Source organism: Scytonema hofmannii PCC 7110 (assembly GCF_000346485.2).
GTDB lineage: Bacteria > Cyanobacteriota > Cyanobacteriia > Cyanobacteriales > Nostocaceae > Scytonema > Scytonema hofmannii.
In genome coordinates this window covers 9,630,287-9,656,789 of record NZ_KQ976354.1, presented here as the reverse complement: position 1 = coordinate 9,656,789, position 26,503 = coordinate 9,630,287, and the positions used below count along the sequence as shown (strand labels likewise).

General features: G+C 40.5%; 20 protein-coding genes. 9 read left to right on the top strand and 11 right to left on the bottom strand.

From position 1 onward, the window contains the following. Positions 1-11: 11 nt before the first annotated feature. From WA1_RS40655 to WA1_RS40640, 5 genes are all read right to left on the bottom strand, one after another. Positions 12-5,807 carry an AAA family ATPase gene (locus WA1_RS40655; RefSeq protein ID WP_017742767.1) on the bottom strand — a complete coding sequence of 1,932 codons (5,796 nt, stop codon included), beginning with the start codon at positions 5,805-5,807 and terminating at the stop codon, positions 12-14. A 105-nt stretch (positions 5,808-5,912) separates the two neighbouring features. After that, positions 5,913-7,010, bottom strand: a complete 1,098-nt coding sequence (locus WA1_RS40650; protein WP_017742766.1) for a hypothetical protein — start codon at positions 7,008-7,010, stop codon at positions 5,913-5,915. Between the two features lie 28 nt (positions 7,011-7,038). Beyond that, positions 7,039-8,130 carry an amidohydrolase family protein gene (locus tag WA1_RS40645; protein ID WP_272819333.1) on the bottom strand — a complete coding sequence of 364 codons (1,092 nt, stop codon included), beginning with the start codon at positions 8,128-8,130 and terminating at the stop codon, positions 7,039-7,041. A gap of 129 nt (positions 8,131-8,259) precedes the next feature. Next, positions 8,260-8,415, bottom strand: a complete 156-nt coding sequence (locus tag WA1_RS57670) for a hypothetical protein (RefSeq protein ID WP_017742764.1) — start codon at positions 8,413-8,415, stop codon at positions 8,260-8,262. Positions 8,416-8,516: 101 nt separating this feature from the next. Continuing rightward, positions 8,517-8,699: a hypothetical protein gene (locus tag WA1_RS40640; RefSeq protein ID WP_017742763.1), complete on the bottom strand. Its 183-nt coding sequence runs from the start codon at positions 8,697-8,699 to the stop codon at positions 8,517-8,519. Between the two features lie 30 nt (positions 8,700-8,729). Between WA1_RS40640 and WA1_RS56035 the strand changes: the two genes are divergently transcribed. Continuing rightward, the gene (locus WA1_RS56035; protein WP_148662871.1) at positions 8,730-8,930 is read left to right on the top strand and encodes a hypothetical protein; all 201 of its coding nucleotides are present in this window, start codon (positions 8,730-8,732) and stop codon (positions 8,928-8,930) included. A gap of 71 nt (positions 8,931-9,001) precedes the next feature. Here WA1_RS56035 and WA1_RS40635 read toward each other — a convergent pair whose 3' ends face one another. Further along, positions 9,002-10,624: a flavin monoamine oxidase family protein gene (locus WA1_RS40635; RefSeq protein WP_017742762.1), complete on the bottom strand. Its 1,623-nt coding sequence runs from the start codon at positions 10,622-10,624 to the stop codon at positions 9,002-9,004. A gap of 684 nt (positions 10,625-11,308) precedes the next feature. Beyond that, on the bottom strand, positions 11,309-13,615 hold the full coding sequence (locus tag WA1_RS40630) for a TOMM precursor leader peptide-binding protein (RefSeq protein WP_017742761.1): 2,307 nt from the start codon (positions 13,613-13,615) through the stop codon (positions 11,309-11,311). Between the two features lie 1,221 nt (positions 13,616-14,836). Here WA1_RS40630 and WA1_RS40625 point away from each other — a divergent pair. The 4 genes from WA1_RS40625 (at position 14,837) to WA1_RS40610 (ending at position 18,305) form a co-directional block, all read left to right on the top strand. Beyond that, the gene (locus WA1_RS40625; protein WP_017742760.1) at positions 14,837-16,189 is read left to right on the top strand and encodes an AAA-like domain-containing protein; all 1,353 of its coding nucleotides are present in this window, start codon (positions 14,837-14,839) and stop codon (positions 16,187-16,189) included. A gap of 579 nt (positions 16,190-16,768) precedes the next feature. Further along, positions 16,769-16,951 (top strand): CsbD family protein, encoded by a 183-nt coding sequence (locus WA1_RS40620; RefSeq protein ID WP_017742759.1) that lies wholly within the window; start codon positions 16,769-16,771, stop codon positions 16,949-16,951. 296 nt (positions 16,952-17,247) lie between these two features. Next, a complete protein-coding gene (locus WA1_RS40615) occupies positions 17,248-17,688 on the top strand; it encodes a hypothetical protein (RefSeq protein ID WP_017742758.1) in 441 nt (146 codons plus the stop codon). 92 nt (positions 17,689-17,780) lie between these two features. After that, positions 17,781-18,305 (top strand): hypothetical protein, encoded by a 525-nt coding sequence (locus WA1_RS40610; RefSeq protein WP_017742757.1) that lies wholly within the window; start codon positions 17,781-17,783, stop codon positions 18,303-18,305. 108 nt (positions 18,306-18,413) lie between these two features. On the opposite strand, the gene rpe is transcribed toward WA1_RS40610, so the two are convergent. Next, a complete protein-coding gene (rpe, locus tag WA1_RS40605) occupies positions 18,414-19,121 on the bottom strand; it encodes a ribulose-phosphate 3-epimerase (RefSeq protein ID WP_017742756.1) in 708 nt (235 codons plus the stop codon). A 148-nt stretch (positions 19,122-19,269) separates the two neighbouring features. Here rpe and WA1_RS40600 point away from each other — a divergent pair, with 148 nt between their 5' ends. Continuing rightward, a complete protein-coding gene (locus tag WA1_RS40600; RefSeq protein ID WP_017742755.1) occupies positions 19,270-20,868 on the top strand; it encodes a S8 family serine peptidase in 1,599 nt (532 codons plus the stop codon). Positions 20,869-20,904: 36 nt separating this feature from the next. On the opposite strand, the gene WA1_RS40595 is transcribed toward WA1_RS40600, so the two are convergent. Together WA1_RS40595 and WA1_RS61970 are read right to left on the bottom strand one after the other, a co-directional pair. Next, positions 20,905-21,126, bottom strand: a complete 222-nt coding sequence (locus WA1_RS40595) for a DUF6887 family protein (RefSeq protein WP_017742754.1) — start codon at positions 21,124-21,126, stop codon at positions 20,905-20,907. Beyond that, the gene (locus tag WA1_RS61970) at positions 21,123-21,296 is read right to left on the bottom strand and encodes a DUF6888 family protein (RefSeq protein ID WP_419183632.1); all 174 of its coding nucleotides are present in this window, start codon (positions 21,294-21,296) and stop codon (positions 21,123-21,125) included. The genes WA1_RS40595 and WA1_RS61970 overlap by 4 nt, the downstream gene beginning before the upstream one ends. Positions 21,297-21,469: 173 nt before the next feature. Between WA1_RS61970 and WA1_RS40590 the strand changes: the two genes are divergently transcribed. After that, the gene (locus WA1_RS40590; RefSeq protein WP_017742751.1) at positions 21,470-22,795 is read left to right on the top strand and encodes a serpin family protein; all 1,326 of its coding nucleotides are present in this window, start codon (positions 21,470-21,472) and stop codon (positions 22,793-22,795) included. On the opposite strand, the gene WA1_RS40585 is transcribed toward WA1_RS40590, so the two are convergent. Further along, positions 22,764-24,017, bottom strand: coding sequence for an AI-2E family transporter (locus WA1_RS40585; protein ID WP_017742750.1), 1,254 nt, complete (start codon positions 24,015-24,017; stop codon positions 22,764-22,766). The two genes, WA1_RS40590 and WA1_RS40585, sit on opposite strands and share 32 nt — an antisense overlap. 317 nt (positions 24,018-24,334) lie before the next feature. On the opposite strand from WA1_RS40585, the gene WA1_RS40580 reads away from it, so the two are divergent. Then, positions 24,335-24,697 carry a hypothetical protein gene (locus WA1_RS40580; RefSeq protein ID WP_026134570.1) on the top strand — a complete coding sequence of 121 codons (363 nt, stop codon included), beginning with the start codon at positions 24,335-24,337 and terminating at the stop codon, positions 24,695-24,697. 299 nt (positions 24,698-24,996) lie between these two features. Further along, on the top strand, positions 24,997-26,415 hold the full coding sequence (locus tag WA1_RS40575) for an LCP family protein (RefSeq protein ID WP_017742747.1): 1,419 nt from the start codon (positions 24,997-24,999) through the stop codon (positions 26,413-26,415). The last annotated feature ends 88 nt before the right edge of the window (positions 26,416-26,503 follow it).

Below are 26,503 nucleotides of genomic sequence, written 5' to 3'. Positions count from 1 at the left end.
CGCATAGTAAATCAAACAAAGATCGATTCATAAATACGGTTCTGGACTCTCAAAGTTCCCTGTTGCTTGACTACTAGCCCCGACAAAAGCAATTCTCTTTCCTCTGAACTATCAACTGCAACAATCTCTCCTTGATGCAAAATTTGTCGATAGAGTTCTAGTAGCCGAACGGATTGTTTGCTATTGAGGAGGCGATCGCGAATGGTTCTAAAATGTTCTGGTTCATCCTGTGATTCCCAATTCTCTATTACCTGAGTTCGCACTAAATTTTCAATCCATTCGGCTTCTCTGTTGGTAGGGATAGGAGATGAAGAATTGCGGATAAGTCTACAGAGCTTTTGGGTCAAAAAAGGCTGACCACTAGTCCAGGCTAACACTTCTTTTAAGAGTGTTTGAGGATTACTCACTTTCTCAGCCAATCCCTGAAGTAAAGGTTGCGCTTCATGCTCTTTAAAGCCTTCCAATTGAATGGTCTGACCGATGTTAAAGGGCGTTCTTTGGTGGTCAGTAATTAAGTCGCTAGGGGTAACGACTCCAAAAAGAGCAAAGGTTAAACATCGATACTCTGGATTAATGCTGCGCTGATTATAGCAGGAGCGAATCAGAGCAAAAAAGTCATTAACTGGGAAATTCAAGCCCAAGACATTGTCAATTTCATCGATAAAAATTATCAGGTTTTTAGAGATAGTGTCATCATTTTGAGCAACTTCAACTAGCAAAACTTCTTCAATAAATTGACTCAACCTCTGAACCGGAGAAATATCTCCTTGCTCTTGCCACCAAGTTTTTAGATTAACCTTTCTTAGTAAACCAAAACTTCGCCATAGCTCTACTGTCAAGCCTTTGTACCATTGGTCAGGCGTGATGTTTTCGCTACCAATGCGGGTCAGGTCGATCGCCCCGCAGCTACATCCCTCATGCTGGAGATGGTGTATCATGCGTACCATCAGGCTTGACTTGCCCATCTGCCGAGGATTGAGAATGTAACAAAACTCCCCGCGCTTCAACGCTTTGTAAAGATAACGGTCTGCTGAGCGCACAACATAAGTGGGAGCATCCATCGGCAAACTTCCTCCCACTTGATAGTCAAAGGTAGAGGGTTGTTCGGCACTTTTAAGTAACTCGTTTTCAAAGAGCAGTTCGGCTTGGGTAGCTTTGAGAACTTCTAGGGTTTGTGAGAGTTCTTGAGTGCGCTGTTCTACTCTCAGCTCTAGATTTCGGTTATAATCTTCTAACTGTCCGTAGAGACGGGCATTTTCAATGGAGATAGCAGCTTGAGCAGAAAGAATTCTTAAAACTTCAATGCGATCGCTGGTAAATGCATTTGTGGTTAAATTGTTTTCTAAATATAAAATACCACTTGTTTTGCCTTGATGTAACAAAGGAGTACAGAGAATCGATTTTGGTTGAGTGGCGACGATGTAGGGATCGCGGATAAACCGTTCTTCTTCGGTAGCATTATTAAGAACTACATTTTCTTGAGTACGGACAACATAGTTAACGATCGCAACTGGTAGGATAGGTGTCTGCTTGTCGCCATTTACAGAGTCAATGGGAAGCGATTGTAGTAGAGACACGTCATCAGAATCTACTGTCCCTTCAGCTGCGATCGCCCATCTCTGATTTTTTTCCAATATCAAAAAGCCTTTTTGAGCACCGCCATTTTCAATTACAATTTTCATTAACTTAGCCAGCAGTTGGTCGAGTTTAATTTCGCTAGCTAATATTTGAGAGGCTTTGGTAACTGTGACGATATCGAGGGCTTGGGGATTTGTACTAGCAGTAGATTCAGTTGTATTAATGCTTTGGTTTTCTTTTCTGTCGTTTATATCCATGAGAAACTGTGGATACTCCAATTCTAAGGCTTGAACTTTGGCTTTTGCGCCCCAACAAGAATAACAATGATAGGCATTTCTTAAGTATAGTTTCCCTATTTCTTCTCTACTTAGAGAGAAATAAAATTCTGCTGCGCGTTCGTAAGCTATGGCTTCTTCGTGGATAAATTCAGATTTTTTAGCACCTTGAATTGCTTTTTCATAAAGTTCTTGAGCTTGCCAATTTTCTGCCAATGCTCGCGCTTTCTCTGCTTCTACTAAATCATATTTATTTTGAAAATTTGCGGGGCAATGACCAGCCCATATTTTCATATCATCCTGATTTTTTTCTACTTTTTCTATAATGTTTTTTTGTTGTTCTAGGTTGCAATTATGATAGTGAGCAAGAAAGGAAAGAGAAGAGTAGAAATTGTGTTGCGGTGTAGTTAGATATGCAGCCGTACCATTTTTATACTTTTCTGCTTTAATGGCATTATTAAAAGCATTACAATAATCTTTTAAAAGATAACAGTAAACTGTCTTAGAAAAATAGATAAATAATAGCAACCATTCATTATTTTGATTTTTCCATTCTTTTAAGTATTGATTTTCTTGTTGTTGAGAGTTACCAATTATAATTGGAATGTTATGATTTTTCTGTAATAATAATCTTGTCAGATTATAAAAAATTTTTATATTATAAAAACAAAACTCTTGTTTCAATTTTTCAATTGAGTTAGTGTATTTTTTGTAACAAAGAGTAACTTCTTCTAAATCTTCTCCTCTTAAAAACTTGATTAAGCAATAGTTGATAACTGCATAAGAAGCATACTCATACTCTCCTGTATCTATCCCTTTCTGAAAACCATTTAGTAATGTTTGTTGCGCCACTTTATCTTTAAGATATTCTTTCCAGTGCCATACTTGCCCGTAATACATTTGCACAACAAAAGCTTTTGATTTAGTATTATTAATTTTTTCTAGTAACTTCAGAGATATTTTGCCAAACTCATATCCTTGAAGAATGTCTCTTTTGTTTCCACACAAAAGCATTCCATAAGTAACATATATGCTAGCAGCTTGAGGAGAATTTCCATATTTTATACAGAAGTCAACTAGAGTTAATATTACCCAAACAAATAATGAAAAATTTGTTGTATGTGTAGCTGATATAATCTGCTGCAATATTTGTATAGCTGATAGTTTCTGTGGCTCGATTATTGCAGGAAGATTAGCTATATCTTTAATGCGTTTATTTTTCAATAGTAATTTAATATATTTCTGTAGCTGTTCAATTTTTGTATTTATGTCAATAGCTTGAGTAGAGAGATTTATTCCTAATTCTGGTAAAATTTCTAGAGCAGTATTTATTGCTTTCTGACTCTGAAATATACTATAATAATATAATATTTTTATTTGATAAGCTCTGACTTTATCAAGATTGAGTTTAGCTTGTTTGATGATAATTTCAGAAAAGTTTTCAATTTGAGCTAATTTAGTATTTAAGTAGAGCAATTCTAAAGTTTCTTCATGGATTTCCAAAGTTAATTTATATTGATTCTCCCAACTATTTGGAGATAATAAACCTAACCCCATTTCTAAATATCTTAGAGAGGTTTGATAAGCTGTTGATGCTTTTGCTTTTTTACCAGCTTGAAGATTTAATTTAGCTAAACTATCTCTTTCAAATTGATCGATAATTAACTCATATCCTTCATTTAAATGATTGACAGTAGCAAAGATATTTTCCTCTAACTTATCTTCTTGAATATTTTTTAGAAGCAGACGACCTACTTGTAAATGAACTAATTTTTTCTCGTCTTCTGGAATTAAAGCATAGGCTGCTTGTTGAACTCGGTCGTGCAAAAATTGATAGGGAATATACTTAGGAATTTTGGGAATAAAAGCATCGGATATTTCTGAAGTATTTTTTGATATTTCTTCCTGATTCCAAAGCAGAGGTATTTTATAGTCATTACTTAGAGGTAAAATTAAACTTACCTCTAATGCTGGCTGAAGTTCTCTAGCTGTAGTTATTTGAGATTTATTATTGACAACAGAAAGAACTTCTAAATTAAATTGATTGCCAATACAGGCAGCTAATTGCAAAACTTTCTGACTCTTTTCCTCTAGTTTAGTAATCTTATCGATAGTTAAATCAACTACATTATCAGTGATTTCTCTTCTTTCAATTTCCTCAAATTTCCAGTGCCAAATATTTTGATTATGGTCAAATGACAAAAGATTTTTTCTGTATAGAGATTGCATTAATTGAGTTAAGAAAAAAGGGTTTCCTTGAGTTTTATTGGTTACTAAATATGCTAAATATTTTGACTTTTCTATAGAGCAATTTAAAGTATCGGCAATTAATTGATTGATATATTCGATTCCTAATGGTTGCAGCAAGATATTATTGATCCTAGCAGCTTCTTTTTCAATTTGCTCTAAGGTTTGCATCAAAGGATGAGTTGCATCAACTTCATTATCTCGATAGGCTCCGACTATTAATAAATATTTGCTATCAGAATCGGTTATTAATAGATCGATTAACTTCAAAGATGCTAAATCTGCCCACTGTAGATCGTCCAGGAAGATAACTAAAGGGTGTTCTTTTTTAGTGAAAACGCGAATAAATCTTTTAAAAAATAAATTAAATCGATTTTGAGCTTCAGTTGCTCCTAATTGTTCAACGAGCGGCTGTTTACCAATAATCTGCTCCAATTCAGGAATTACATCAATGATAACCTGAGCATTAGGATTCAAGGCTATTAAAAGTTCTCGTTTCCAAGTTTGTAGTGCTGCTTCAGATTCGGTAAGTAACTGCCGTATTAAGTTTTGAAATGCTAAAGTGATCGCCGCATAAGGAATATCTCGCTGCAACTGATCGAATTTTCCGCTAATAAAGTATCCTCGCTGGCGTAATATTGGTTTATGAACTTCATTAATCAAGGCAGATTTGCCAATTCCTGAATAACCAGAAACCAGCATTATCTCACTGCTGCCTTGACTGACTCGCTCAAAAGTAGTTAGTAGTTGAGTAACTTCTTTTTCCCTACCATAAAGTTTTTCAGGAATAACAAAGCGAGCGCAAATATCCTGAGTTGCTAAACAAAACTCGTCAATTTGCCCTAAACTCTCTAAGCGCTCGCGACAGGTTTCCAAGTCGGCTTTGATTCCCCAAGCACTTTGGTATCGTTCTTCTGGGGTTTTTGCCAACAATTTCATCACAATGTCTGAAACGGCTTTAGGTATTGGTTGAGACGTTGAATTTAACGTTTCTACAAGTTCATGTGGGGGAACAGGTTGTTGAGCAATATGACAATGAACTAATTCTATAGAGTCAGTGGTTGCAAAAGGTAGTTGATTAGTCAGCAATTCGTAGAAGGTAGCACCCAAGGAATAAAAATCGCTGCGGTAATCTATTCCTCGATTCATTCTTCCAGTTTGCTCTGGAGCAATATAAGCTAAAGTTCCTTCTAAACGCTCAATATTGCCAACTGTCTGATTTTCTCGCGATAAACGAGTGGAAATGCCGAAGTCAATGATTTTGAGTTGTTCGGTTTCTGGATTATAGACAATATTAGAGGGGTTAATGTCTTTGTGGATGATATTGGCAGCGTGAATAGCCGCCAAACTCTCAGTGGTTTTGATGGCAATAGAGAGAAATTCTTTGAGAGTAAATTGGCGTTCGGGCATTAACAATTTTAAAGATTCACCGCCAAAGTCTTCTAAAAACATGACTAGACTATTTTCATATCGCTGCAAATTGTATGCTTTAATAACTCCATCAGTATTTAAGGAGCGGGTGACTTCATATTCCTGCTTGTATCGAGTCAATTCTGAGGGAGTAGGGTAGTTTTCCTTAAGAATCTTTAAAATAACTGGTTGATTATCAGGCTTGAGAATCGCTCGATAGACTAATGAATTAGCACTTTCGTAGATTTTCTGAATAATCTGATAGTCTGTTTTAATCTTGTCTGGTTGCCGTTCCATAAGAAGCTTGAAAAACCTGGAATCCTTTTATACAGGCTTTCCAGGATTTTATCATTGTGCCTACATTCTAAGCTACAAACTATTTTCAAGGAGTGACTTTTAAAATTAACTACAACTGAGGGGAATATAGGGATAGGGAGACCTTAAATAGTCCACATCTATTAAATAATCCTTTTTGTCTTCTGTCTTTACGTAAAAAGGAAGCTCTCCACCATCATCTTCTGCGTTTGCCCATTTTCCAATATTCTTTTGATCGGCATCATCAGGTATGGGAGGATAGGGGATAACAGTATGGTAAGCTACCCAGGGTTTTTCCTGGCTAATAATAATCTCTTTGATATCACCATTAAACCTATTCCAATCTACCTCTAGACTATACTTAGAAACTATTTCACCTGTACTGAGAATAGGTTGGGAAATTTGGTGGTATTTATCTTCTATTTTGTAATAAGCTTGTCCAGCCAATAAGAGAGCTAAAGAAATTCCCTGCCAAGATTTGCTGCTAGGTAAAATAAGAAATCTTGCTTGTTCTACAGGTTCTCTTGTAAGTTGTCGAAGGTAAATCGTGTCAGCTTCAGAGTAGGGATTGTTAGGAGGGTTTCCCCCACCAAAAAGAAAAATTTCTCTAGCTATGAGACCATCTAAAATGTAGAAACCATTTACATCCTTAGATTTAATAATGTTATCCCATTTCCCAGCAGTAAACTCACACCATAAGCCCTTTTCTTTTGCTTCCAAATAAGACCACCAAGTTTTAGCAATCAGCTGCGATATTTTGCGACTATATAGTATGCTTCGTATCGGCTGATAAAAATTACCTAGCTCAGTTTGTTCAATTTTTTGAGATTCAGGGTCAGATAATGCCTTCATAAAACCATCTGGGAAAATGACTCCTGGTGAGGGCAAATATGAAGATAGCTTGTGTTCATCTCCTTGTCTGGGATAATCTTTCAGCTTTTCTATTGTCTCTCGATCAAGTTCAAAATTGTCAAAACTACTTGGGTGAGCGTTTTGCATTTGGGCATTTTCAGAGATTTGCTCATTTTGAGAGACAGAACCTCTTGTTTTCGCCAATATACTTGTAGTTAAATTTAGACTTTCTCTCTTGTTTTCTTCCTTAGAAGGTTCTACAAATAGTATCTGGTAATAGGTAGTGTTTTCATACTGCTGTCCTGGCTTTATTTGATCTGGTGGTTTGCTCATTGTCGTTTCCTCCTATATAATCTGTAATTCAAGACAAATTGTAAAAGCGGCGAGGATTATCCCAAAGAATCTTTTGCACAGTTTCTTTCGATAATTTTTCCTCAAGCTTTACCATTTCTGCAACGATGTTCGGCTTATGATCCATATGGGGATAGTCCGAACCAAAAATTAAGTTGTCCGTGCCAATGTATTCAATCACCTGAGCCAAATAAGGTTCTGAAGGCTCAATGGCAATAAAACACTGGCGACGAAAATACTCTGATGGCTTGATTTTGACATGATCATGAATTTTATCCTCCCAATGTAAATTTTCGTATTCTTCATCTAGTCGCCACAGCCAATAGGAAAGCCAGCCACAACCGGACTCCAGAAAAGCCACTTTAAGTTTTGGATGATGTTCTAATACCCCTCCTTCAATCAACGCTAATAAAGCCATCATCTGTTCCATCGGATGAGAGCAAGCGTGGGTAGCAAAACGAGTGTTAAACCTTTCTGTACCTGTAGTTGGCAAACGACTGTGAGTCCCTTCATGAATGCCTACTGCTATACCTAGTCGCTCGCATTCTGTCCAAAATGGCTCGTAAGCAGAGTCACTCAATAGTCTTCCTTTGACGGGGTTAGGGCGTAAAAACACCGCTTTCCAGCCAAAATCGACAATTCTATGCAATTCATACACCATTGACTCTGGCGCGTGCAGATTAATTGCTCCTACCCCCTTCAACTTATCTGGATCGTAGCTGCAAAAGTCTTTTAACCAATTGTTATAGGCGCGGGTAAAAGCGCCAGCAACTTCCGGTTGCATAGTATCGATCGCCCAAAGCCACAATCCATAAGTTGGATAAAGGAATGCCAGATCGATCCCCATCTGCACCATTTCTTGAAGATGAGACTTGACATTGTAGCCTTGGAAATAAGCATTGGGGTGAGCTTCCATCATCTGCTTATTCGCCTTATCTCGAACTTGCCTAGAGACTTTTTTTACAATGTCTTCCCCTTGAATTTTCATTTCTGCTGAAGGGGCAAACTGTTTAAATTCTGGTTCGAGATACTCAGCCCACATACTGGGAGGTTCAATAACGTGGGAATCCGCATCAATAATCGAATATCCATTTAGCATCATCTGTAATCAATCTGGCTCGGAATTGGAAGTCGGTGCCTAACGCTACAAGTCTGATGACTACGCTGAAATTTTTTCGTAGCTTCACACATCTTACAGTTTTTCGTGTCAGTCGCGTAAGCCCTATTTTTATCAAATAAGCGGTGAAATAGCCTTGATGGTACTACCAACAATTTTTAAAGCATTATTTATATCTGATAAAAAATTATTAAAATCATCAATTTTTCCAGCAGATTCGTTTCGTAATCCAGGAGTGAGAATATTGCGGCGCTGTTCAGGGCTTTTCACCCATGCTTGTACAACTCGATCGGATGTGCGTTAATCCTTTGTGACGATGTAGGAAGAACAACGCTAATATTTAATTATTTCAGGATGAGAGGCTCTAATCGTTATTTGGCGCTCTTCTCAACGTGATATTCTTTGACCCATTTCAAGCTTTCTGCATAGCCTTGACGGTAGCGCAGAAAAATACTGAGTAACCAGTGCTGAATTGGTGTCAGATGGGGATGTAACCCATTTTTCCAACCCGTACTGTAGAGCTTATAACCGATGTCGCCGATCCGTTCGGACATTTTGTACTCCTACTGACAAATAATTGTTGATTGGGTCAGTCAGGATACGATCGCATTGAGCCTACACAAATTAAGCGATTACATCCTGACTTATTGGCGATCGCTAAAATTCAAAGGTTGCGTCGGGAATATCCCAAAAGCAGTGAATTACCTTTGATATTAGTTTTTCTCTCAGTCTCTGAAACTCATAAAAGTTATCCCAGAACTCATAGAAAAACTCATGAAAAATAACATCACTAAGTAGGGATAACTTCACATCCACATCGAAAAAGAAATGAAAAGCGCTGAAATTTGCATGAAAATCAGTAGGCAGTTGGAAAACTTTTGACCATTTCTAGGACAGCCCTCAGAGAGGATATTAAGGCTCCTTGAATCCAGCCTGGAGCAGGCGACAGATGTTCTCCCGCGAAGTGTAGCCGCCCCTCAGGTTTGAGTCCAGCTTGATAGTACCAATCAATATCTGAGGAATCGAAATGGGTAAAGGCTCCAGTACTCCACTTGTTCTGATCCCAGAACATGGAGGCGTTACCTATGACTTGCCCTGGTTTAGTAATTTCCTCATGGAATTTGCTGATAGAATTTATGACCGTCTGAGCCCGCTCTTTCTGACTCAACACACCCAGCCGACGCGCGTTCATGCCCCAGGTATAGCTGCCCAAAAGTACCCCCGGTTGTTTGGCAGAAGTCCCCTCGTCTCGCTTGCAGAATGCATCAGAGTAAGCTGCATGTAGAGACACGGGTTGAAATTCTCGACCCTCCTCTTGCTCCGGCCATGGTTTGCGGTAGTCCTCGACGTGGTTAGAGGGATAGTAGGTCTGGCGGCTAATGCGGTCGGAGATAGACGCACCGCCAACAATGTCGTACTTTTCGTCCTCCCAGAATCGTTCTTGGCAGTACAGCAGCACCTTGGTGGAGGACGCATAAGTAATGTTGCGGATAGCGAGCATTTTTTCGGAGCTAAAGCCATTCAACTCCAGACGGCGGAGAACTGAGAAGGGAATCGTGCAAAGGACGTAGTCGTAGTGTCTCTGGAGCGGCTGTTCACCTGCTGTGAGTTCCACCTCGTTTTCTTGGGTGGTGATGCCCCGTACTTCAGTTCTAAACTGGATATCCTCCCGAACAGTTCCCCTCGTATTTATTTGCTTGTCAGCGAGGCAATTGGGGAGTCTATCCATGCCACCGATAATCTCTTGCAAGCCGCTGCTGTGACCCGCAATCGTCGATCGAAGCTCGTCAAGGAGACTGCCTTGCCACAAATTTTCTAAGGAAGTAAGAGAGCCAATCAGCTCCATCGCTCCGTCAGGCTCAGGACGCTCCTCATGGAGAAAGTGGCGCAAAGTTTTGGCATCAAGTTTTTTTAGCTTGTCAGTCAGTTGACCACTGTAAAGGGCTAGCTTATCCTCCTGCGAAAGGTCTTCCACAATCGGGGTAAGAAGATTATCTAAAATGGCACCTACTCCCTTTGGGTAGCCATTTTCACCGATTTCACTGGCTAGCGCTAGGTCGCTTGGACGGAGGTTTTTGTATTGAGGATAGAGATTGTCGATCGCTTCAAAGATGCGGGTGATAGTGTCCCGAACATCATAGAAACCCTTAGGATTGGAAGTGATGAAGCGACCTAGTTCAAGGTTCGTTTCTTTAATGTAATGGCGGGTATAGTCGTGCTTGCCTGGGATACGCATAGCACCATATTCGCCGTATTGACCGTTATCGAAGTGGTGTGTCCAGACTCGACCTCCAACTCGATCTGAGCCTTCCAAAATTTCCACTTGGTGACCCCGCTTCTTTAATTCATAAGCTGCTGCTACACCAGCTATTCCAGCTCCAAGAATCCCAATCTTTTGGCGCTCCTTACCATTATCGACATTGTCGATCGCTTTAAGTATGCTCTCAACGGTCGTCCAGGGTTGATTTATACTTGACATTTTTGACCTCCTAATGGCTAATTTTTTAACGGGACTTAAACAATTTTCAAGCCAGAACTAGCTTTTAGGACTTACGCAAGAACTCTCCCAAACTCTTATTCCTTCTAGAACTTACGCATTGACAAAATTTTGATTGTGTGGTTTTCATAGTAGACATAAATCACCTCAACTTATAGCAATCCTAGATGATTTGTGAAAAAGGTTTTGATTGAATTAACCGCAGAGGCGCAGAGGGCGCAGAGGAGGAAAACAGAGAGTTTCACGAATGATTTAGGAATGCTATAGTAGGTTGAACCTAGAGGACATAAGCTCTCCTTCTACTTCTTCGTTTGCTTAATTAAGTTGTTGGACAAAATTAAAGCTTCGACTACGCTCAGCTTTAACCCTGAGCGACGCCGAAGGGTTAAATTCATTCGTGGAAGCAGGGAACAGGCTTCGCCGTGAGCGTCAGCCGAACGGGAACAGGAAACAGCAAAACAATGTGTGTAATTAATTCTGTCTAAGTACTTAATACGATTAAAATCACCAACAAACAGGCCAGGAGTTTGGGAGCGGAATGTGAGCTTCAATCGCAGTGAACTACCTTTGATATTAGTTTTTCTCTTAGTCTCTGAAACTCCTAAAACTCATCCCAGAACTCATAGAAAAACTCATGAAAAATAACATCACTAAGTAAGGAGAACCTCACATCCACATGGGAAAAGAATTGAGCCGCTCTTCTGTCAGTGGTTCTTGCAACCAACCCATTTTCACCGGAACTTCATAAAGCCGTCCGGGTGCTAACCTTTTCCACATATGGCGCATTCCAGGAACGATTACCTTGGCAACTCTCAGTCCAATATCGGGACGAGTCTGATCTAAAACCAGCATTTCTAAACCATTGTTCTCAACAATTTGTTGACAGAGCTTGACATCTTCGAGTAAATCGTCACTTGCCATTTCGCGATAATCGCCACTGACTTTAGCAGCAATTCTCTTGTCTGGAACTAAATAAGGTCGATCGCTTAAAGTTGCAGTTTTCCACCAATCTACCGCCAAGCGATCGGCTGATGGAGGATAGTTCGTACTACCATCAGCTTTTGCAAATAAAACGTTAGGTAAAATTTGGTTAACTTCAGTCAAAGCTCGACTAATAGCAATCTTGGCATCGAAATGAGCGCCATAACCCAAAACAATATCTTCTACAGAGCAATCGCTTCTCCGGCTAATGGCTGCAAAAACTGGAATACTCAGATCGCTGGTAATATCTAAAACCCAAAGTTCCCGATTAATAGTTTGATAATATTGCTTCAGGCTTTGAAAATAAGGCTCGTCGAAACTATCTAAATCCACTTGAGGCTTTTGTAGGGAGTTATACCACCATAACGCGACAGCATCCCGCTCTACTAACTCCATAAACCCTTGCAGAATTGCTTCTTCAAGAGTATTACCCGCCGCGCATCCATTAGAATCAGCCCAACAGTCGGGTTTATAGGACGGTCGATAGCCATAATAACAGTAAGCCGTTGGCAGATACTTAAATTTTTGGTGGGTTAAAGACCAAACGGGAGTCCAGTCAATTTCTCTTTCTTCATCAAAAGGTTCGGGGACTTTTTGAAACCAGCCTTGACACTCAATATTCCATTGTTCTCTATTTTGATATTGCTGTTGGCTGAAGTTCATACAAACATTGGGATGGATCGCCTTGTCTCCCATTTGTTGGTAACTGCCTTTTTCTCTAATTTCATCCCCTTGAAACACCCCAGAATATCGCTCGATCGCTTCGCAGAAACCACTAGCCATAGCTTGAGAGTCAGTCCTACCTTTCCCTGCACTTCTACCCCCCAAATTTTGACGCAAACTAGCTGAATCGTCGAAAATACTGAGAAAATGATGTTTGGCAATGTAATTATGAGTTAATCCATTCCCAGGAATTTTATTGAGTTCTCGCACAACGCCAGTAATGGGGCTAATAAGATGTTGATATTTCCTGAGAGTTTCTTGTGGCGAACAAGAACGATGTCCTCCATCGGCGGTAAAGGTTTTCTGGCGGTGTTCTAAAACAACTCTTAGGGGGTTGTTGGTTAACCCATTTACCATATCTCCACAGCTAGAACATTGAGGACGCTTAACCAAGCTATGATTTTGAGTTTGCAGTGCGATCGCATCGTAAGCAATCAAATTGTTTTCTAATTGTTGATTTTCCCCTTGGACAATCCACTTAAACACCTCTGTGGCTACCATTCCTAATGCAGTTTGTACTGTAGATTCCAAAAATCCCAAAGGAGGAGTTAAAGGGGAAGAAATATGCTTCTGTCTGTGAATAAACCCTTCAATCGGTCTATTATCTTGCAAACGCTGGGCTAAACAGTTCCAACAACCTGTTTTCCGAGGATTAAATAAAGGACCAATCCAGACTATTGTCCCTAATGGCTTAGCCAGCATCCAGGGAGATTGGGACTTTAAGGCTTGTTGATTGAACTTATCTAGCTCGGTATTGAGATAATCATCGGTTAAAACTACTGTCAAATCACCTTCGTCTGCTACTTGAATTTGGAGAGACTCAAGCACAGCAATGAAGTTTTCAGCAGCAACCGAACCATTAGCTTTTACTGCTACTTTAGTCGAGCGCAATCTTTGATGGGCTACCGTGGGATCAATATTGAGATGATGGCAGAATATGCCTAAGTGCGATGGGAGAGAGTTATCTTCTTGAACAAGATAGCCCTTTTGTTGCATTTTTAATAAAGCATATTGGGCTTTAATACTCACATTGAGAACTTCTTGGAAGAAGGTAGTACCTGACTGTAAAGATTTTGGGTCTTGCAGTAGTGACTGTTGAATGATGTCAATAATTTCATCTATATTGCGAGCCCCATCGATTAAAGCAGCTAAACTACAAGAAAGGCGATCGCTTAACCAGACTTTCTCTCTCTCGGACAACAAAAATACATTATCTGTTTCTATAATTTCAACAGAGTAACAAGGATTGAATTGGGGTTTACGTTGCATCGATCGTTATTAGTTATTTGTTGACTAATTCCAGTGGAATTCTAGCGCAATACGGTTCAGTTAAGGCTCAAATAGTTGTAAATTATGTATTGTTTCCAAAGTATCCCGTTAATAATTCGGGGTAAGGAGCCGCTCTCTAAATATTGACAAACAATGCTTTTTATGTTTTTGCATCACGGGATAAAATTCAGGGCAAGCGCATCTTAATTAGTCTTGACAAAATCCTTAATTAGTGTGTTAACTTGAGAACAAGAATTTATTGTTTGATGGGCTTTTCAGGAGTTAAAGTGATTGGGCGTTCGCGGAGCGTGCGCTTTGCGCTCAGCCCACTGCCCTTCGGGCAATTACTTAAAATATTGTCAATAAGCGAGCATTAATGCGATTATTTGAGGGTTTATTGACATTGAGAGCTTCTTTTTGACAAGGTACGTTTGCCCTGTTCATCTTTCTTTAATGATTATCATTATTTATAAAATGTTGTTTCTTGTTTTTTTGGGACAATTTATTTTCTGGAAGTCCCTAAGGTAATTAGCTTTGCTTATAGAATAATTTTTTAGAAAAGTTAATTAGACAAGAGTCCGAATCTTCGTCTTTTCCCCAGAATGATTGCGGGGATCGCGGTGCCAAAGGCAATCGCATTCATTTTTCAGTCTACTGAAACTGGATAAGGGTTTCTAATCTAATTTTGTGTCATTAATTTTGATTAACTACTTAACATTATTCTATCACTCTCATGAGAGAATAATAGGTAATACTTGTATTAAAAAGGTTTTATAAAAATCTTGATTTCAGCTATTTACTTAGAAAATAAACTCTCAACCCCTAGGCAAATCTAAAGTTAAAAAATTGAATTAGAAAATTGAGCTTGATTTTTCTTTTAGCACAGTGATGTCAGCTGTCCACGAGCGCTAATTTGCTCATGATGTTACGTTACAAAACTTTTTCCTTGTCTGTATCTGCGGATCAATTGCACTGTGGCTGCAAAATTGTTCAGCTTACAATCCACGTTCCATCTTCCGCCAGTGCATAAATTGATTTCAATTGCACTTATATAAGAAGTAGAAGGAAGGCTTATATCCTCCAGGTTCAAAACCCCGATTTTGTTGAGGTGATTTATGTCCACTATGGCATAAACCACACAATCAAAATTTTGTCAATGGGTAAGTCTTACAGTTGTCTGCCTTCTGTCTGAATCAAGCGTGACATTTGCCTGTAATCTCTATGAACCTTGATTGTCTGTTTGAAATTATTGACCGCCTGCTAATTGAGAGCCACAATCGCCCCCTTAATTCCACAGAAAACCTGATTCTGCATGGCATTTGGCAGTATAGAACTTATAACCAAATGGCGATAGAGGCAGGTTATAGTCCCGGCTACTTTACCAATGTCGTTGCTCCAGAGTTGTTTGGGCGACTCTCCAAGGTCATTGGTCAGCGCGTAACCAAAAAAAACTGTCGAATGCTGTTGGAGACTTATGCCATCACCAAAGCAGCCCCAAAAACAAAACCTTTGAGACAAGACCTGACGCAATTTCCCCCCACAGTTAAGCAGGATAGGTCACCTTGCTACCCCAGTGGCTCAGTTCCTCTTGACTCTCCCTTTTACCTCGAACGTTCTTTCCTTGAGGAGCAAGTTTATCAAGAAATTGGGAAACCAGGAGCGCTAATCAGAATTAAAGCTCCTAGAGAAATGGGCAAAACTTCACTGCTGTTGAGGATTCTTGACTATGCGAACCGCCAGAGCTACTACACTATCAGCTTGAATCTAGAACAAGTCGAGCGGGCAATTCTAAGCGACTTGAATCAACTTTTGCGCTGGTTATGTGCCAACATCGCTCGCCAGCTTCAGCGTCAACCGATGTTAGACGAGTATTGGGATGAAGATTTGGGAAGTAAAATTAGCTGCACCCTCTACTTTCAGGAATATTTACTAAAGTCAATTAATGCTCCCCTGATCTTGGCGTTGGATGAAGTGAACTATATTTTCGAGTATCCCCAAGTAGCGAAGGATTTTCTACCTCTGTTGCGTTCTTGGTACGAAGAAGCGAAAAGACTGCCCGTTTGGCAAAAGCTTCGTCTGCTCGTGGTTCACTCAACAGATATTTATGTTCCTCTCGAACTTAATCAGTCTCCTTTCAATATAGGGTTACCGATTCAATTAGACACCTTCAGCCAAGAAGAGGTGCAGCAGTTAGCCCAACGCTATGGACTCAATTGGACAGATGGGGAAGGAGCCAGACAATTAATGGTAATGGTTGGGGGACATCCGGCACTTGTACACTTAGCACTCTATCATCTGGGTCGAAAGGAGATAACTCTGTCGCAACTGCTAGAAACTGCTCCCACTGCTAGCGGAATTTATTCTCATCATTTGCAGCGTCACTTGGCAACTTTGCAAGAACAGCCTGAGTTAGCACAAGCTTTTGATACCGTTCTGAATGCCAATGCAGCTGTTCCCTTAGATCCCATCCTAACTCACAAGTTAAGCAGTATGGGGCTGATTAAACTTTCTGGATCTCAAGCGATCGCAGGTTGTGAATTGTATCGGCGGTTTTTTACGAAAAAGAAACAGTAACATTTAATTTATTCACCATACTCCTTGTAGGAGACTTCCCAATACGGTTCGGTTCAGATCTAAGCAGTATTGTGTATTGATGATAGCTAACTTGAAATTCCATGTAGAAAATTAGGAGGCTAAACAAGTCGTTTGAAAACATGCCCTAAGGGCGATCGTGTGTAGCAATTATTTGGTGAAATGGTATTATATCAACTTCGGCTCATTATTTATAATAAAATCTATTAACACTAAGTTGGACTTACCGTGGAGAAACCCAACACAAGCTGAGAATTCATGTTGGGTTTCGTTCCTCAACCCCTACTACAGATATTATAAGCGTTTAACCGAACCTGATATTACATACGCTTGAAGTCTAGAAACCCTGTTTCTGAAATATCTTAATTTTCATTAATTTTTTCGATTTAGTCTTAATCAAGGTAGGAATAGTAATACATGACCTTCTCCACCTTTTAGGATAGACAACTAATGTATCTCGTGACGGAAGGCTTTAGAAAGAAGATTAAGTTACTTTGTAAGGGTAATAACAAAAAGCTTCAAAGTTAATGAAAAGCTTTGAAAAAATCAAGGAGAACAATTATGAGTTTAGAAGATCGCGCTAAAGCAGCTGCTAAAAACATCGAAGGAAAAGCTCAAGAAGCAATCGGAAATGTTTCTGGAGATCCAGAAGATAAAGCTGAAGGTAAAGCAAAGCAAGCTGAAAGCGAAGTACGTCACAGTGTTGAAGACGTAAAAGATAAAGTCAAGAAAAATATTGACTAGAACAAATGCCTTTTGCGTAGCGTTTAAGTAATCGGTCAGGGTGAATCGCTCTCAGCAAGCAAATGACAAGTGTTATAGCTTGATACGCTTTGGATAAGCCTGAATAGAAACCCGGTTTCTTCAAGAAACCGGGTTTCTGAAGAGCACTAACAACCCTCAACCGAAGCATATTGGAAACTACTCCTATCCCGCCTAAAGATTACCTAATCACAGGTATCACCAAGACACCAAGACTATCGGGAGGGGAGTAGGGTCAAAAATGGGGAGTTTTTGAAAGTTTTTTGGAGGCAAGAAAAATGGGTTGGCTTCAACAGAGCCGTAGAATATTGGTAGCTTCCGTTTTGATTTTAATCTTGACGATTACCACTGCTTGCTCGGGTGGTGCTGTAGCACAAGTCAATCGCACGACTAATCAGCCCGCAGTCAGCCGAGATGTTGCTTATGGAGAATTAGAGCGAGGAAATACCCCAAACGGAGAAAGTTTTGGTGATTGGGTTATCCAAGCATCAAAGGGATTAATTTCAGATGCTTACGTGCGTGACAACAATAAGCTTGGTGTCGTTATTTCCTCTCAAGTTCCTCCTAATGAAGTGCGTTCATTAGCAAAGTCTTTAGCTGAAGGTTTTCATCGGAACTTTCCAAAACAGGATTTAACAGTTCTTGTATTTGCACCAGATAAACAGCGAATTTTGACTGTTCAGTACGATGTGCAAACGAATCAACTTCAATATAGTTAGTGGTTAGTGGTTAGTAGATAGTGGTTAGTGGTTAGTAGATAGTGGTTAGCAAGTAACAACTAACAACCAACAATTAACAAGGAGATTTCAAAATGAGTAGTAGCGAACAATATAGACGTCAAATCATGAAAGATTTGGCTCAAGGTGATGTTGAATCACTAGATGATACTTCAAACTCTTCAGGAACAGAGTACGAGAATTTTGATGATTTTGCCCAAAGGACAACAGCAGACGAAAGACGTCAGTTGTTTGGTCGGTCTTTACATCCAGACCGAATTCCTACCAATCAAATGGAACCAGAATTACAAAAGGCAATTTCTCAAATTAAACCGAATGAACGGGATGATGTAGCTCGTGCCTTTTTTAAGCATTTAAAACAAAGAGGTTTAGAAGACCGGCAATTAGAACAACAACTTGGTCTTTCTACTCACCATCCCGGTCGTATGAGTGCTGATGATGTGAGCAAACTTGCATCCTTCGCTTATCACAATCATCCTGATATTTTCCGCGAAGTTTTGGCAGAGCAACCAGGTATTATGAGATTTCTGAGCAATCCTGTTGTAGGAGCTATTTTGGGGCTAGCTGCAGCTAAGTGGTTGGGTGGTCGCCACCGATAAAGGTAGTTTGTTGAATTGAAAACGGATAGGCGGAAATTAGAACCCCGGTTTCTTGAAGAAACCGGGGTTCTGATAGGTTCCAACACCTTTTTTATGAAAGAATAGATATTATGCTGTTGCTAGCTGTGGAGTAGGACGTTTGCTGTTGCGAATCCCAGTTATTGCCTCAGCATAATCTTTGGCTTTGAAGACAGCAGAACCAGCCACGATCGCATTTGCGCCTGCTTCTAAAACTTGCCAAGTATTATTGCCCTTCAGCCCCCCATCCACTTCAATCCAGGGGTTGAGACCTCGTTCTTCGCAAGTTTGACGTAATTTTTGAATTTTGGCAACTACGCCAGGAATAAAGCTTTGACCGCCAAAACCGGGGTTGACGCTCATAATCAATATGAGGTCGCAAATGTCTAGAACATAATCAATCAGTTCTAGTGGTGTTGATGGGTTGAGTACAACACCGGCTTGCTTACCTAATTCTTTAATTTGACCGAGAGTACGGTGTAGGTGTGGTGAAGCGTTGTGTTCGCAATGGACTGAGATAATATCAGCGCCTGCTTTCGCAAAGTCTTCTACATACTTCTCTGGTTCCACAATCATTAAGTGGACATCCAGTGGTTTTTTCGTGACTGGACGAATCGCTTCCACAATCAGAGGACCAATCGTGATATTGGGGACGAAACGACCGTCCATTACGTCTACGTGAATCCAATCTGCACCTGCTTCGTCTACTGCTCGAATTTCTTCTCCCAGACGGCTAAAATCTGCTGATAGGATAGATGGAGCGATTACAATGGGCTTTGTAGATAGGGTTTGGGTCATGGCTAGTGGCTTTTTAAGCGTCCTCGTCTGTCAATATAGTAACAAAGGTTAGTGGTTAGTGGTTAGTAGTTAGTGGTTAGTGGTACTTCTCAATCATCAACAACTAACAACTAACAACTAACAACCAACAACCAACAACTAACTATTTATGGTGAACAAACACACTTGGATTATTTGGGGTAGTGGTGTTGCTTGTTTGAGTGCGCCCGTACTAGCTATTGCTTTGGACAGTCCTTTTGGAACTAATGGTATTGATGCTTTTAAGTTACACAAACCACCATATAATTTAACAGGTCGCAAGATAGCGCTCGGTCAGGTAGAAATTGGGCGTCCGGGTCAATTTGGCTTAGATAAGGCAGTTTCTAAGAATCGCTCCGTGTTCCTTGCAGGCGTATTTTTACGTAATGGACTGGCTAAATCAAATAGTGGTGTCGATCCGCATGCCTACAATGTCGCTAGTGTTATGGTAAGCCATGATAAAGCTCTGCCCGGTATTGCTCCACAAGCGCGTCTTTACTCCTCGGCGGTAGGGTCTGGTAAAAACTTGGGTCAACCAGAAGAATGTATGTCTGCACAGCATATCGCAGGACAAAATGGTGGAGATATTCGGGCTATTAATTTTAGCTTTGGCGAACCATTAAACCGCGACCCCCGCCCATCACCTACTTTAGATGGTAAAGCTCTGCTAACGCTGTGCATTGACTGGTCTAGTCGCGTTCACGATACCCTATATATTATTGCAGGTAATCAAGGCAAGGGAGGAATTCCTATCCCTACTGATAACTATAACGGAATGAACGTGGCTTTTTCATCTCGTCGTTCGGGAATTTTTAATAAAGTTGATGTTTCTAATTTGGCGGCTGTTAGCGAAGGGCTAGCTGTTCGACTGGCTGGGAAAGAAATTAATTTAGGTCCGCGTCGCGCGATCGCTTTAGTTGCGCCTGGTAATAATATCACTTTACTTAACCCAGATGGTAAATTGAATAAAGTAACGGGAACAAGCTTTGCTGCTCCTCAAGTGACAGCGACAGTCGCCTTATTACAAGAATTTGGCGATCGACAATTGCGTACAAAACGAACTAACTGGAGTTTAGATTCCCGTCGTCATGAAGTGATGAAAGCCGTGCTGATGAATTCTACAGACAAAATCAAAGACATTGGCAACGGTTCGCATTTGGGAATGACGCGGACACTTATTGATAAGCTTAACAAAGACTGGTTTGACTCTGATGCCTACAAAAACCCCAAAATTCCCTTAGATGCTCAAATGGGAACAGGTCATTTAAACGCATTCCGAGCTTACCAACAATTTAGCGCCGGTCAATGGAATCCAACACAACCTGTACCCAGTCTTGGATGGGATTACCGTACAGTTAATGCGTTATCTTATATAGATTATACAATAGCGAAACCTTTACAACAGGGAAGCTTTGTTGCTATTACCTTAAGTTGGGATAGATTAGTAGAACTTAACGATAAAAATAAGAACGGTCTATTTGACGCAGGAGAGGATTTTCGCGATCGCGGTTTAAACAATCTCGACCTTCATTTAGTTAAAGCAGACGCACGAGAAGGTATTGAGAGCGCGACTGTTTGTTCCTCAATCAGTGATGTTGACAGCGTAGAGCACATTTTTTGTCCCGTTCCTGCTACAGGTAACTACAAAATTCGCGTTCAGTCCCGTCAAAAAGTAAACGAAGCCACTCAAGCCTATGCTTTAGCTTGGTGGAGTGTAGGAGCGAGGTAAGGACTTTTGCCTATTCCTCTGCTATTATCCTCTCCATCAGGAATGCGCTTCATCTTCTCTCTCTTGACGGAATTTTTCTAACAATTGGGGAAAATGTTTTAGATCGTCAATCGATTGTGGGGCGGGATAAAACTCCCCAGTAGGTTCAGCGTTTACCTTGTCCATCAAGGCATAAAATGCTTCATCGTCATTTCGATGTTCGAGCATATAAGCTAGTAAATCTTTACGAGTCATCGCCTGAAAATTTGGCTTTGTCATAATAGCCTCCACAGTCCGTTACGATTGATGAGAATTGCTGTCTCCTCTCCCGCCAGAAAGAAAACTTGTCCTGTGCGTTCATCTACGCGAACAACATTAACAGGCAAGTACATCTTTGTTGCCCAGTAAGTCAAAATAAAGCAAGTTAATAGCTGTGCTGTCGTAGGAATAATTGACTCCTTGTTCCTTACTCTTTGTCAATCTTACAACGCTTTGCATCTAAATGGAGTGCGTCCCTCCCGTTTAATTGTGCTGCTGCTGTTGCCAAAACTGTAACCATATAGTGAATAAGTCACCTGAGATGCCATAGTCAAAACAAAGTCTCAGGAGATTGTGGAGTCAAATGAAGCGGAAAAGCAATGCTCGTGAAAATTTTTTGCAAAGACGCTATGGAGTTCGTCTGGGGAGACGCTATGTTCTGACTGCTGCTAGCGTTGTTCTTATGGGTGTTATAGGATGTTCGCAAATCGGGAATAATACGAGCGCGTATGCACAAACGAATCTACTTCGTTCGGAATCTCCCATGTCAAAACAGTCATCAACTCCTGACGACAAACTCGTTAATGCTAACACAAAGTTTGGGTTTAAATTATTTTCTGAAGTTCTGAATCAGGAGAGCGATCGCAATATTTTTGTTTCCCCCTCAAGTGTATCCATTGCTTTAGCTATGACTTATAACGGAGCAAGTGGTAGTACGAGAGAAGCAATGACAAAAGCGCTGGAGTTACAGGGGTTGACTTTACAACAAATCAACTCCTCTAACGCGGCGCTGAAGAAAAGTTTAGAAAATTCCGACCCGTTCGTAAAACTGACTATTGCGAATTCGCTTTGGGTAAATAGAGAGGCTAGTCTTGATCGAGAATTTATCCGAAGAAACCAAGATTTTTATACTGCTAGGATAGCCAATTTAAACTTTAAAGATGCAAATGCACCTAGTATTATCAATAGCTGGGTTAACGATAGTACTGAAGGAAAAATTAACAAAATTGTAGAAAGAATCGAGACCGATCAAGTTTTATTCCTTATTAATGCTATTTATTTTAAAGGTCGATGGTCAGATGAATTTGACAAAGACCAAACAAGCGATCGCCCATTTTACCTTGTATCGGGTCAGCAGAAACAACACCCTATGATGTCACAAAGAGGTGACTATAGATATTATGAGAATCAACAATTTCAGGCAATAAGTTTACCTTATGGTAAAGATGGTAACGTGAGCTTTTATATTTTTCTTCCCAAAGAGACATCTAGCTTAAAAAGCTTTTATCAAAATCTGAGTGCAGAAAACTGGGACAACTGGATGTCTCAGTTTAGTAAAAGAGAAGGATTTGTGCGCTTGCCTCGCTTTAAAATGGACTACGATATCACCTTAAATAAAGCTCTAACAGCATTAGGTATGGGCGAGGCTTTTAGTAATAAAGCTAACTTTTCTGCCATGGGTAAAAACCTCAAAATTAGCGAAGTTAAGCATAAAACATTTCTTGAAGTTAATGAAGAAGGCACTGAAGCTGCTGCTGCTACTTCTGTAGGAATAGTGCCATTATCAGCTAAAGTGCCATCTGAAGAACCGTTCAGTATGATTGTCAATCGCCCCTTCTTCTGTACGATTCGGGATAATCGGACAGGAAGTATTTTGTTTATGGGTTCAATTGTGGAGCCACTTTCTTAGGATTTATCTCATTGCGATTGCTTTGAGAACCAGAAGGCGATTCTGAAACAACGGGTGCAGCTACTTCTACAGAATGGTTACTTGATGGCGTCGTGATACTTTCATCAGCCGTACCTTGTGGTTGAACGCAGATGGTTTCTGTACCTTCAACCTCTTCCGTACTGCTAGATGCAGGACGCACTGCACTGAGAGCAGTTTTAATAACGACAGCTGTGGGTACTGCCACAATAACACCCAAAAGCCCTCCAATTCTCGCACCTGTCAAAACAGAAATCAGAACCCAAACGGGGTTTAAACCAGTAAAGCTACCTAAAATTCTAGGAGCAATTAAGTTTTCTAAAATTTGCTGGACAATCACTGCGGCAATCAGTACTCTTGCCCCCATTGAGAAATCTTGTAGGGTGACAATGAGCGTAGTCAGAGCTATACCCACAGATCCACCAAAAGGAACCAGAGCCATGATACCAATGGTTAAGCCAAACAGCAGACCAAATGGTACTTTTAGCCACAAAAAAGTGGGAATCAGGGCTGACGCCATACAGGTTGACGCAATTAATTGAGTAATAAAGAAATTTTGAAAACTCAGGCGTACTGTTGCTGAAAAAGCGTCACGAAATCTCGTGGGTAGCCAGTCTACCAAACTTTGCCACAACTCATCTCCGTGCTGCAAAAGATAGAAGGTCAAAACCATTGTTAAGAGAAAGTCAAGCAAGCTAGTCACTGTTATGACAGCCAGATTTAAAACTTGTCCGGATATCGCTTGCAATTGTCCCTTGACACGGTCATTAATTTGTACGACCAAAGCATCAAGGCTAATCGGTAAGCCAAGGCTTTCTGCTTTCTCATTTAACATCATCAACTGAGATCGCCCAGAATCAATTAATTCCGGTATACGAGCCACCAGTTGCTGGGCTTGAGTTAAAGCCAGTGGGATGAGAGTCACCCCCAAACCTAATAAAACCGATAAGGCGAGTAAAAACACTAAAACAGCTACTTGTTCTCTCCTAGCACCGTGACGCTCCATCCAGCTGACGGGATAGTTGAGCAGAAACGCTAGCACTGACGCACCGACTAAAATGACAATCAGCGAGTGGAAGTAATGAAAAATTGCAGAAACTGCCCAACCATTGAGCACAAGTAGTGGAGCGAACAGAGCGATAGCGCTAATTCGCGATAGAGGTGAGAGTGTTTGCCACCAGTCGAAGAGCTTGCGTGTCTGCATCTGCTGATTGCGGGATACAACTAAATAGAATTATTGTTTTACTTTTACGCTTATTATCTCTGACTACACTACCGGGATCATCCCCCTAACTTAGGATTACACATAAAAAAACGAAAAATTTTCAACAAAGTGATGATTCTTGAGTATGGAATAGGGAATTGAGTGCCGACATGGGGAAGAATATTGTCAATACCCAATCCCCAATATCCAATCCTATGACCAATCCCCAACCCCTAATCCCCAATCCCCCTTATCCCCAGAGGGGGCCCCACCTTCCCCAATCCCCCTTATCCCCAGAGGGGGACCCACCTTCCCCAATCCAAAATCCAAAATCCAAAATCCAAAATCCAAAATCCCCACAGCTACTTCTGTATTTAATTCCAATCATTGGTTTTTTCCCATCTTTGTGGACTCTCTACCGTCATCAAGGAACTCGGGAACAACTTGCGGTCAGTCGTCTGTCAATAACTTTGGCTTTTACCTGGCTTTTGGGATACCTCTTGTTAGCAACGGTCGCGGAAAGTTCAGATTTTTTAACACTGCGTCTACTTATTCTTAATAGCTTTCTTACCTCTGGATACTTTTTAGTTAGCACTTTGTTGATTGTTCGTATAGTTAAAGGCAAGTCTTACCGTCTATCTGGATTTAGTGAATTTGCCGAACGATGGTTGGGAAAATAATTGTCTTAAGAACCTTCATGAAAAATGATTTTCGGTGTTTTCACGTAATTTTCTTCTTCTTTGGCATTTTCTTCAAATCAGCTCTAGGCAAATCAAGTTTTCTATTGCCATACTTCAATAAAACATCTCCGGATTTACTAAAAAGTAGGAGAATTACTGCAATAAGTGTTTTGGTTAACACTCTAGTGGTAAATTTACCGCTAATAATCAAAAAGAGTTAGCTATTATAAGTCGATTTAGCTGTTTTTATAGTTAGACAGCATATTTTTCACTTTTTATCAGTAAGTGTGAGGAAGTCAGTGACCATTCAAAGAACTTCGGCGCAAGGAAACCACTCAGCATCCCGCCCCGACTCAAGTGATAAAAATATTCAAAACCATAGTTTGGGACGCTGGTTGTGGTTTTGGGTTGGGATGAGTGGGATTGCAATGGTGTCAGCAACAGCAGGAGCGCTGTTAGCGGTTTCTTTAACAAGTACACCTTTAATGCAAACAAACCTCAGCCCAGATGAAGCAGCAGTGTTTGATGGCGATCGCATCTCAGGGAATGGGCTGCGGTTTTCCGAATTAACCCGTCCTGTCAACATATTAGTTATGGGGATGAGCGTACTCCCACAGGATGTTCAGAACCCACCGAGTGAAAGCCTTAAGCTAGGTTATCATCCCCAAGTCAATTCTTTTGATGGACTAGCTGATGTCATGCTCTTGATCAGATTCGATCCAGAGAAGAAAAAATTAGTTATGCTTTCCATTCCTAGAGATACCCGTGCAAAAATAGAAGGGCATAATGCTAGGAAAATGAATGCCACAAATGTTCTTGGTGGACCAGCCTTAACTGCCAAAACTGTTAGTAACGTGTTGGATGGAGTAGGAATTGATCGCTATATTCGGATTAATGTTTTGGGAGTAGCCAAATTAATTGATGCCTTGGGTGGAGTCACGGTTTACGTTCCCAAGGATATGAAGTATAAGGATGAATCTCAACACTTATTTATCAATTTAAAAGCTGGAAAACAGCATCTTAATGGCGACCAAGCGTTACAACTTTTACGTTTTCGTCATGATGAAAATGGAGATATTGGTCGCATTCAAAGGCAGCAAATGGTGATGCGAGCCTTAATGGATCAATCACTTAACCCAGCTACTGTCACTCAATTACCTAAAATTCTTAACGTAGTTAAAGACAATATTGATACTAACTTAACAGTTGAGGAGTTATTAGCGCTAGTCGGTTATGGAGTCAGAACAAACCGCTCCAATATGCAAATGATGATGCTACCCGGTCGGTTTAGTCAACCAGGAGAGTTTGAAGCCAGCTACTGGGTACCAGATAAACAGCGTATCGATACTATGATGGCTCAGCATTTTGAAGTGAAATCGGAGTTGATACCTCTTTCTAGCGAGCCTGGTTCACTGCGTGTTGCTGTTCAAGACAGTACAGGTAGCCAGAATACCAATCTCCGACCTTTAATTAAGGCGCTGCAAAAAGCTGGTTACAATAACGTTTACATCGCTAAAAGTTGGGGCGAACCATTGGAAGTGACTCACATTGTTGCTCAACAAGGTGATGGTAACAGTGCTGAATCGATTCGCAATTCTTTAGGATTTGGGGAAGTGCGTGTAGAAAGTACGGGTAACCTCGGTTCTGATATCAGTATCCAAGTGGGGAAAGATTGGGTAGAAAAAATCCGCACGTTGGAAAACCCTGTTGCACCATAATTACAGGAAATTTTGAACCGCAGACGCACGCGGACAGACGCGGATAATTGATGGATAACTATCTGCGTTCGTCTGCGTGCATCTGCGG

Excerpts from the sequence above, each read along its gene's own strand:
- WA1_RS40655 (WP_017742767.1), bottom strand. The coding sequence starts at position 5,807 with ATGGAACGGCAACCAGACAAGATTAAAACAGACTATCAGATTATTCAG.
- WA1_RS40650 (WP_017742766.1), bottom strand. The coding sequence starts at position 7,010 with ATGAGCAAACCACCAGATCAAATAAAGCCAGGACAGCAGTATGAAAAC.
- WA1_RS40645 (WP_272819333.1), bottom strand. The coding sequence starts at position 8,130 with ATGATGCTAAATGGATATTCGATTATTGATGCGGATTCCCACGTTATT.
- WA1_RS40640 (WP_017742763.1), bottom strand. The coding sequence starts at position 8,699 with ATGTCCGAACGGATCGGCGACATCGGTTATAAGCTCTACAGTACGGGT.
- WA1_RS40635 (WP_017742762.1), bottom strand. The coding sequence starts at position 10,624 with ATGTCAAGTATAAATCAACCCTGGACGACCGTTGAGAGCATACTTAAA.
- WA1_RS40630 (WP_017742761.1), bottom strand. The coding sequence starts at position 13,615 with ATGCAACGTAAACCCCAATTCAATCCTTGTTACTCTGTTGAAATTATA.
- WA1_RS40625 (WP_017742760.1), top strand. The coding sequence starts at position 14,837 with ATGAACCTTGATTGTCTGTTTGAAATTATTGACCGCCTGCTAATTGAG.
- WA1_RS40620 (WP_017742759.1), top strand. The coding sequence starts at position 16,769 with ATGAGTTTAGAAGATCGCGCTAAAGCAGCTGCTAAAAACATCGAAGGA.
- WA1_RS40615 (WP_017742758.1), top strand. The coding sequence starts at position 17,248 with ATGGGTTGGCTTCAACAGAGCCGTAGAATATTGGTAGCTTCCGTTTTG.
- WA1_RS40610 (WP_017742757.1), top strand. The coding sequence starts at position 17,781 with ATGAGTAGTAGCGAACAATATAGACGTCAAATCATGAAAGATTTGGCT.
- rpe (WP_017742756.1), bottom strand. The coding sequence starts at position 19,121 with ATGACCCAAACCCTATCTACAAAGCCCATTGTAATCGCTCCATCTATC.
- WA1_RS40600 (WP_017742755.1), top strand. The coding sequence starts at position 19,270 with ATGGTGAACAAACACACTTGGATTATTTGGGGTAGTGGTGTTGCTTGT.
- WA1_RS40595 (WP_017742754.1), bottom strand. The coding sequence starts at position 21,126 with ATGACAAAGCCAAATTTTCAGGCGATGACTCGTAAAGATTTACTAGCT.
- WA1_RS40590 (WP_017742751.1), top strand. The coding sequence starts at position 21,470 with ATGAAGCGGAAAAGCAATGCTCGTGAAAATTTTTTGCAAAGACGCTAT.
- WA1_RS40585 (WP_017742750.1), bottom strand. The coding sequence starts at position 24,017 with ATGCAGACACGCAAGCTCTTCGACTGGTGGCAAACACTCTCACCTCTA.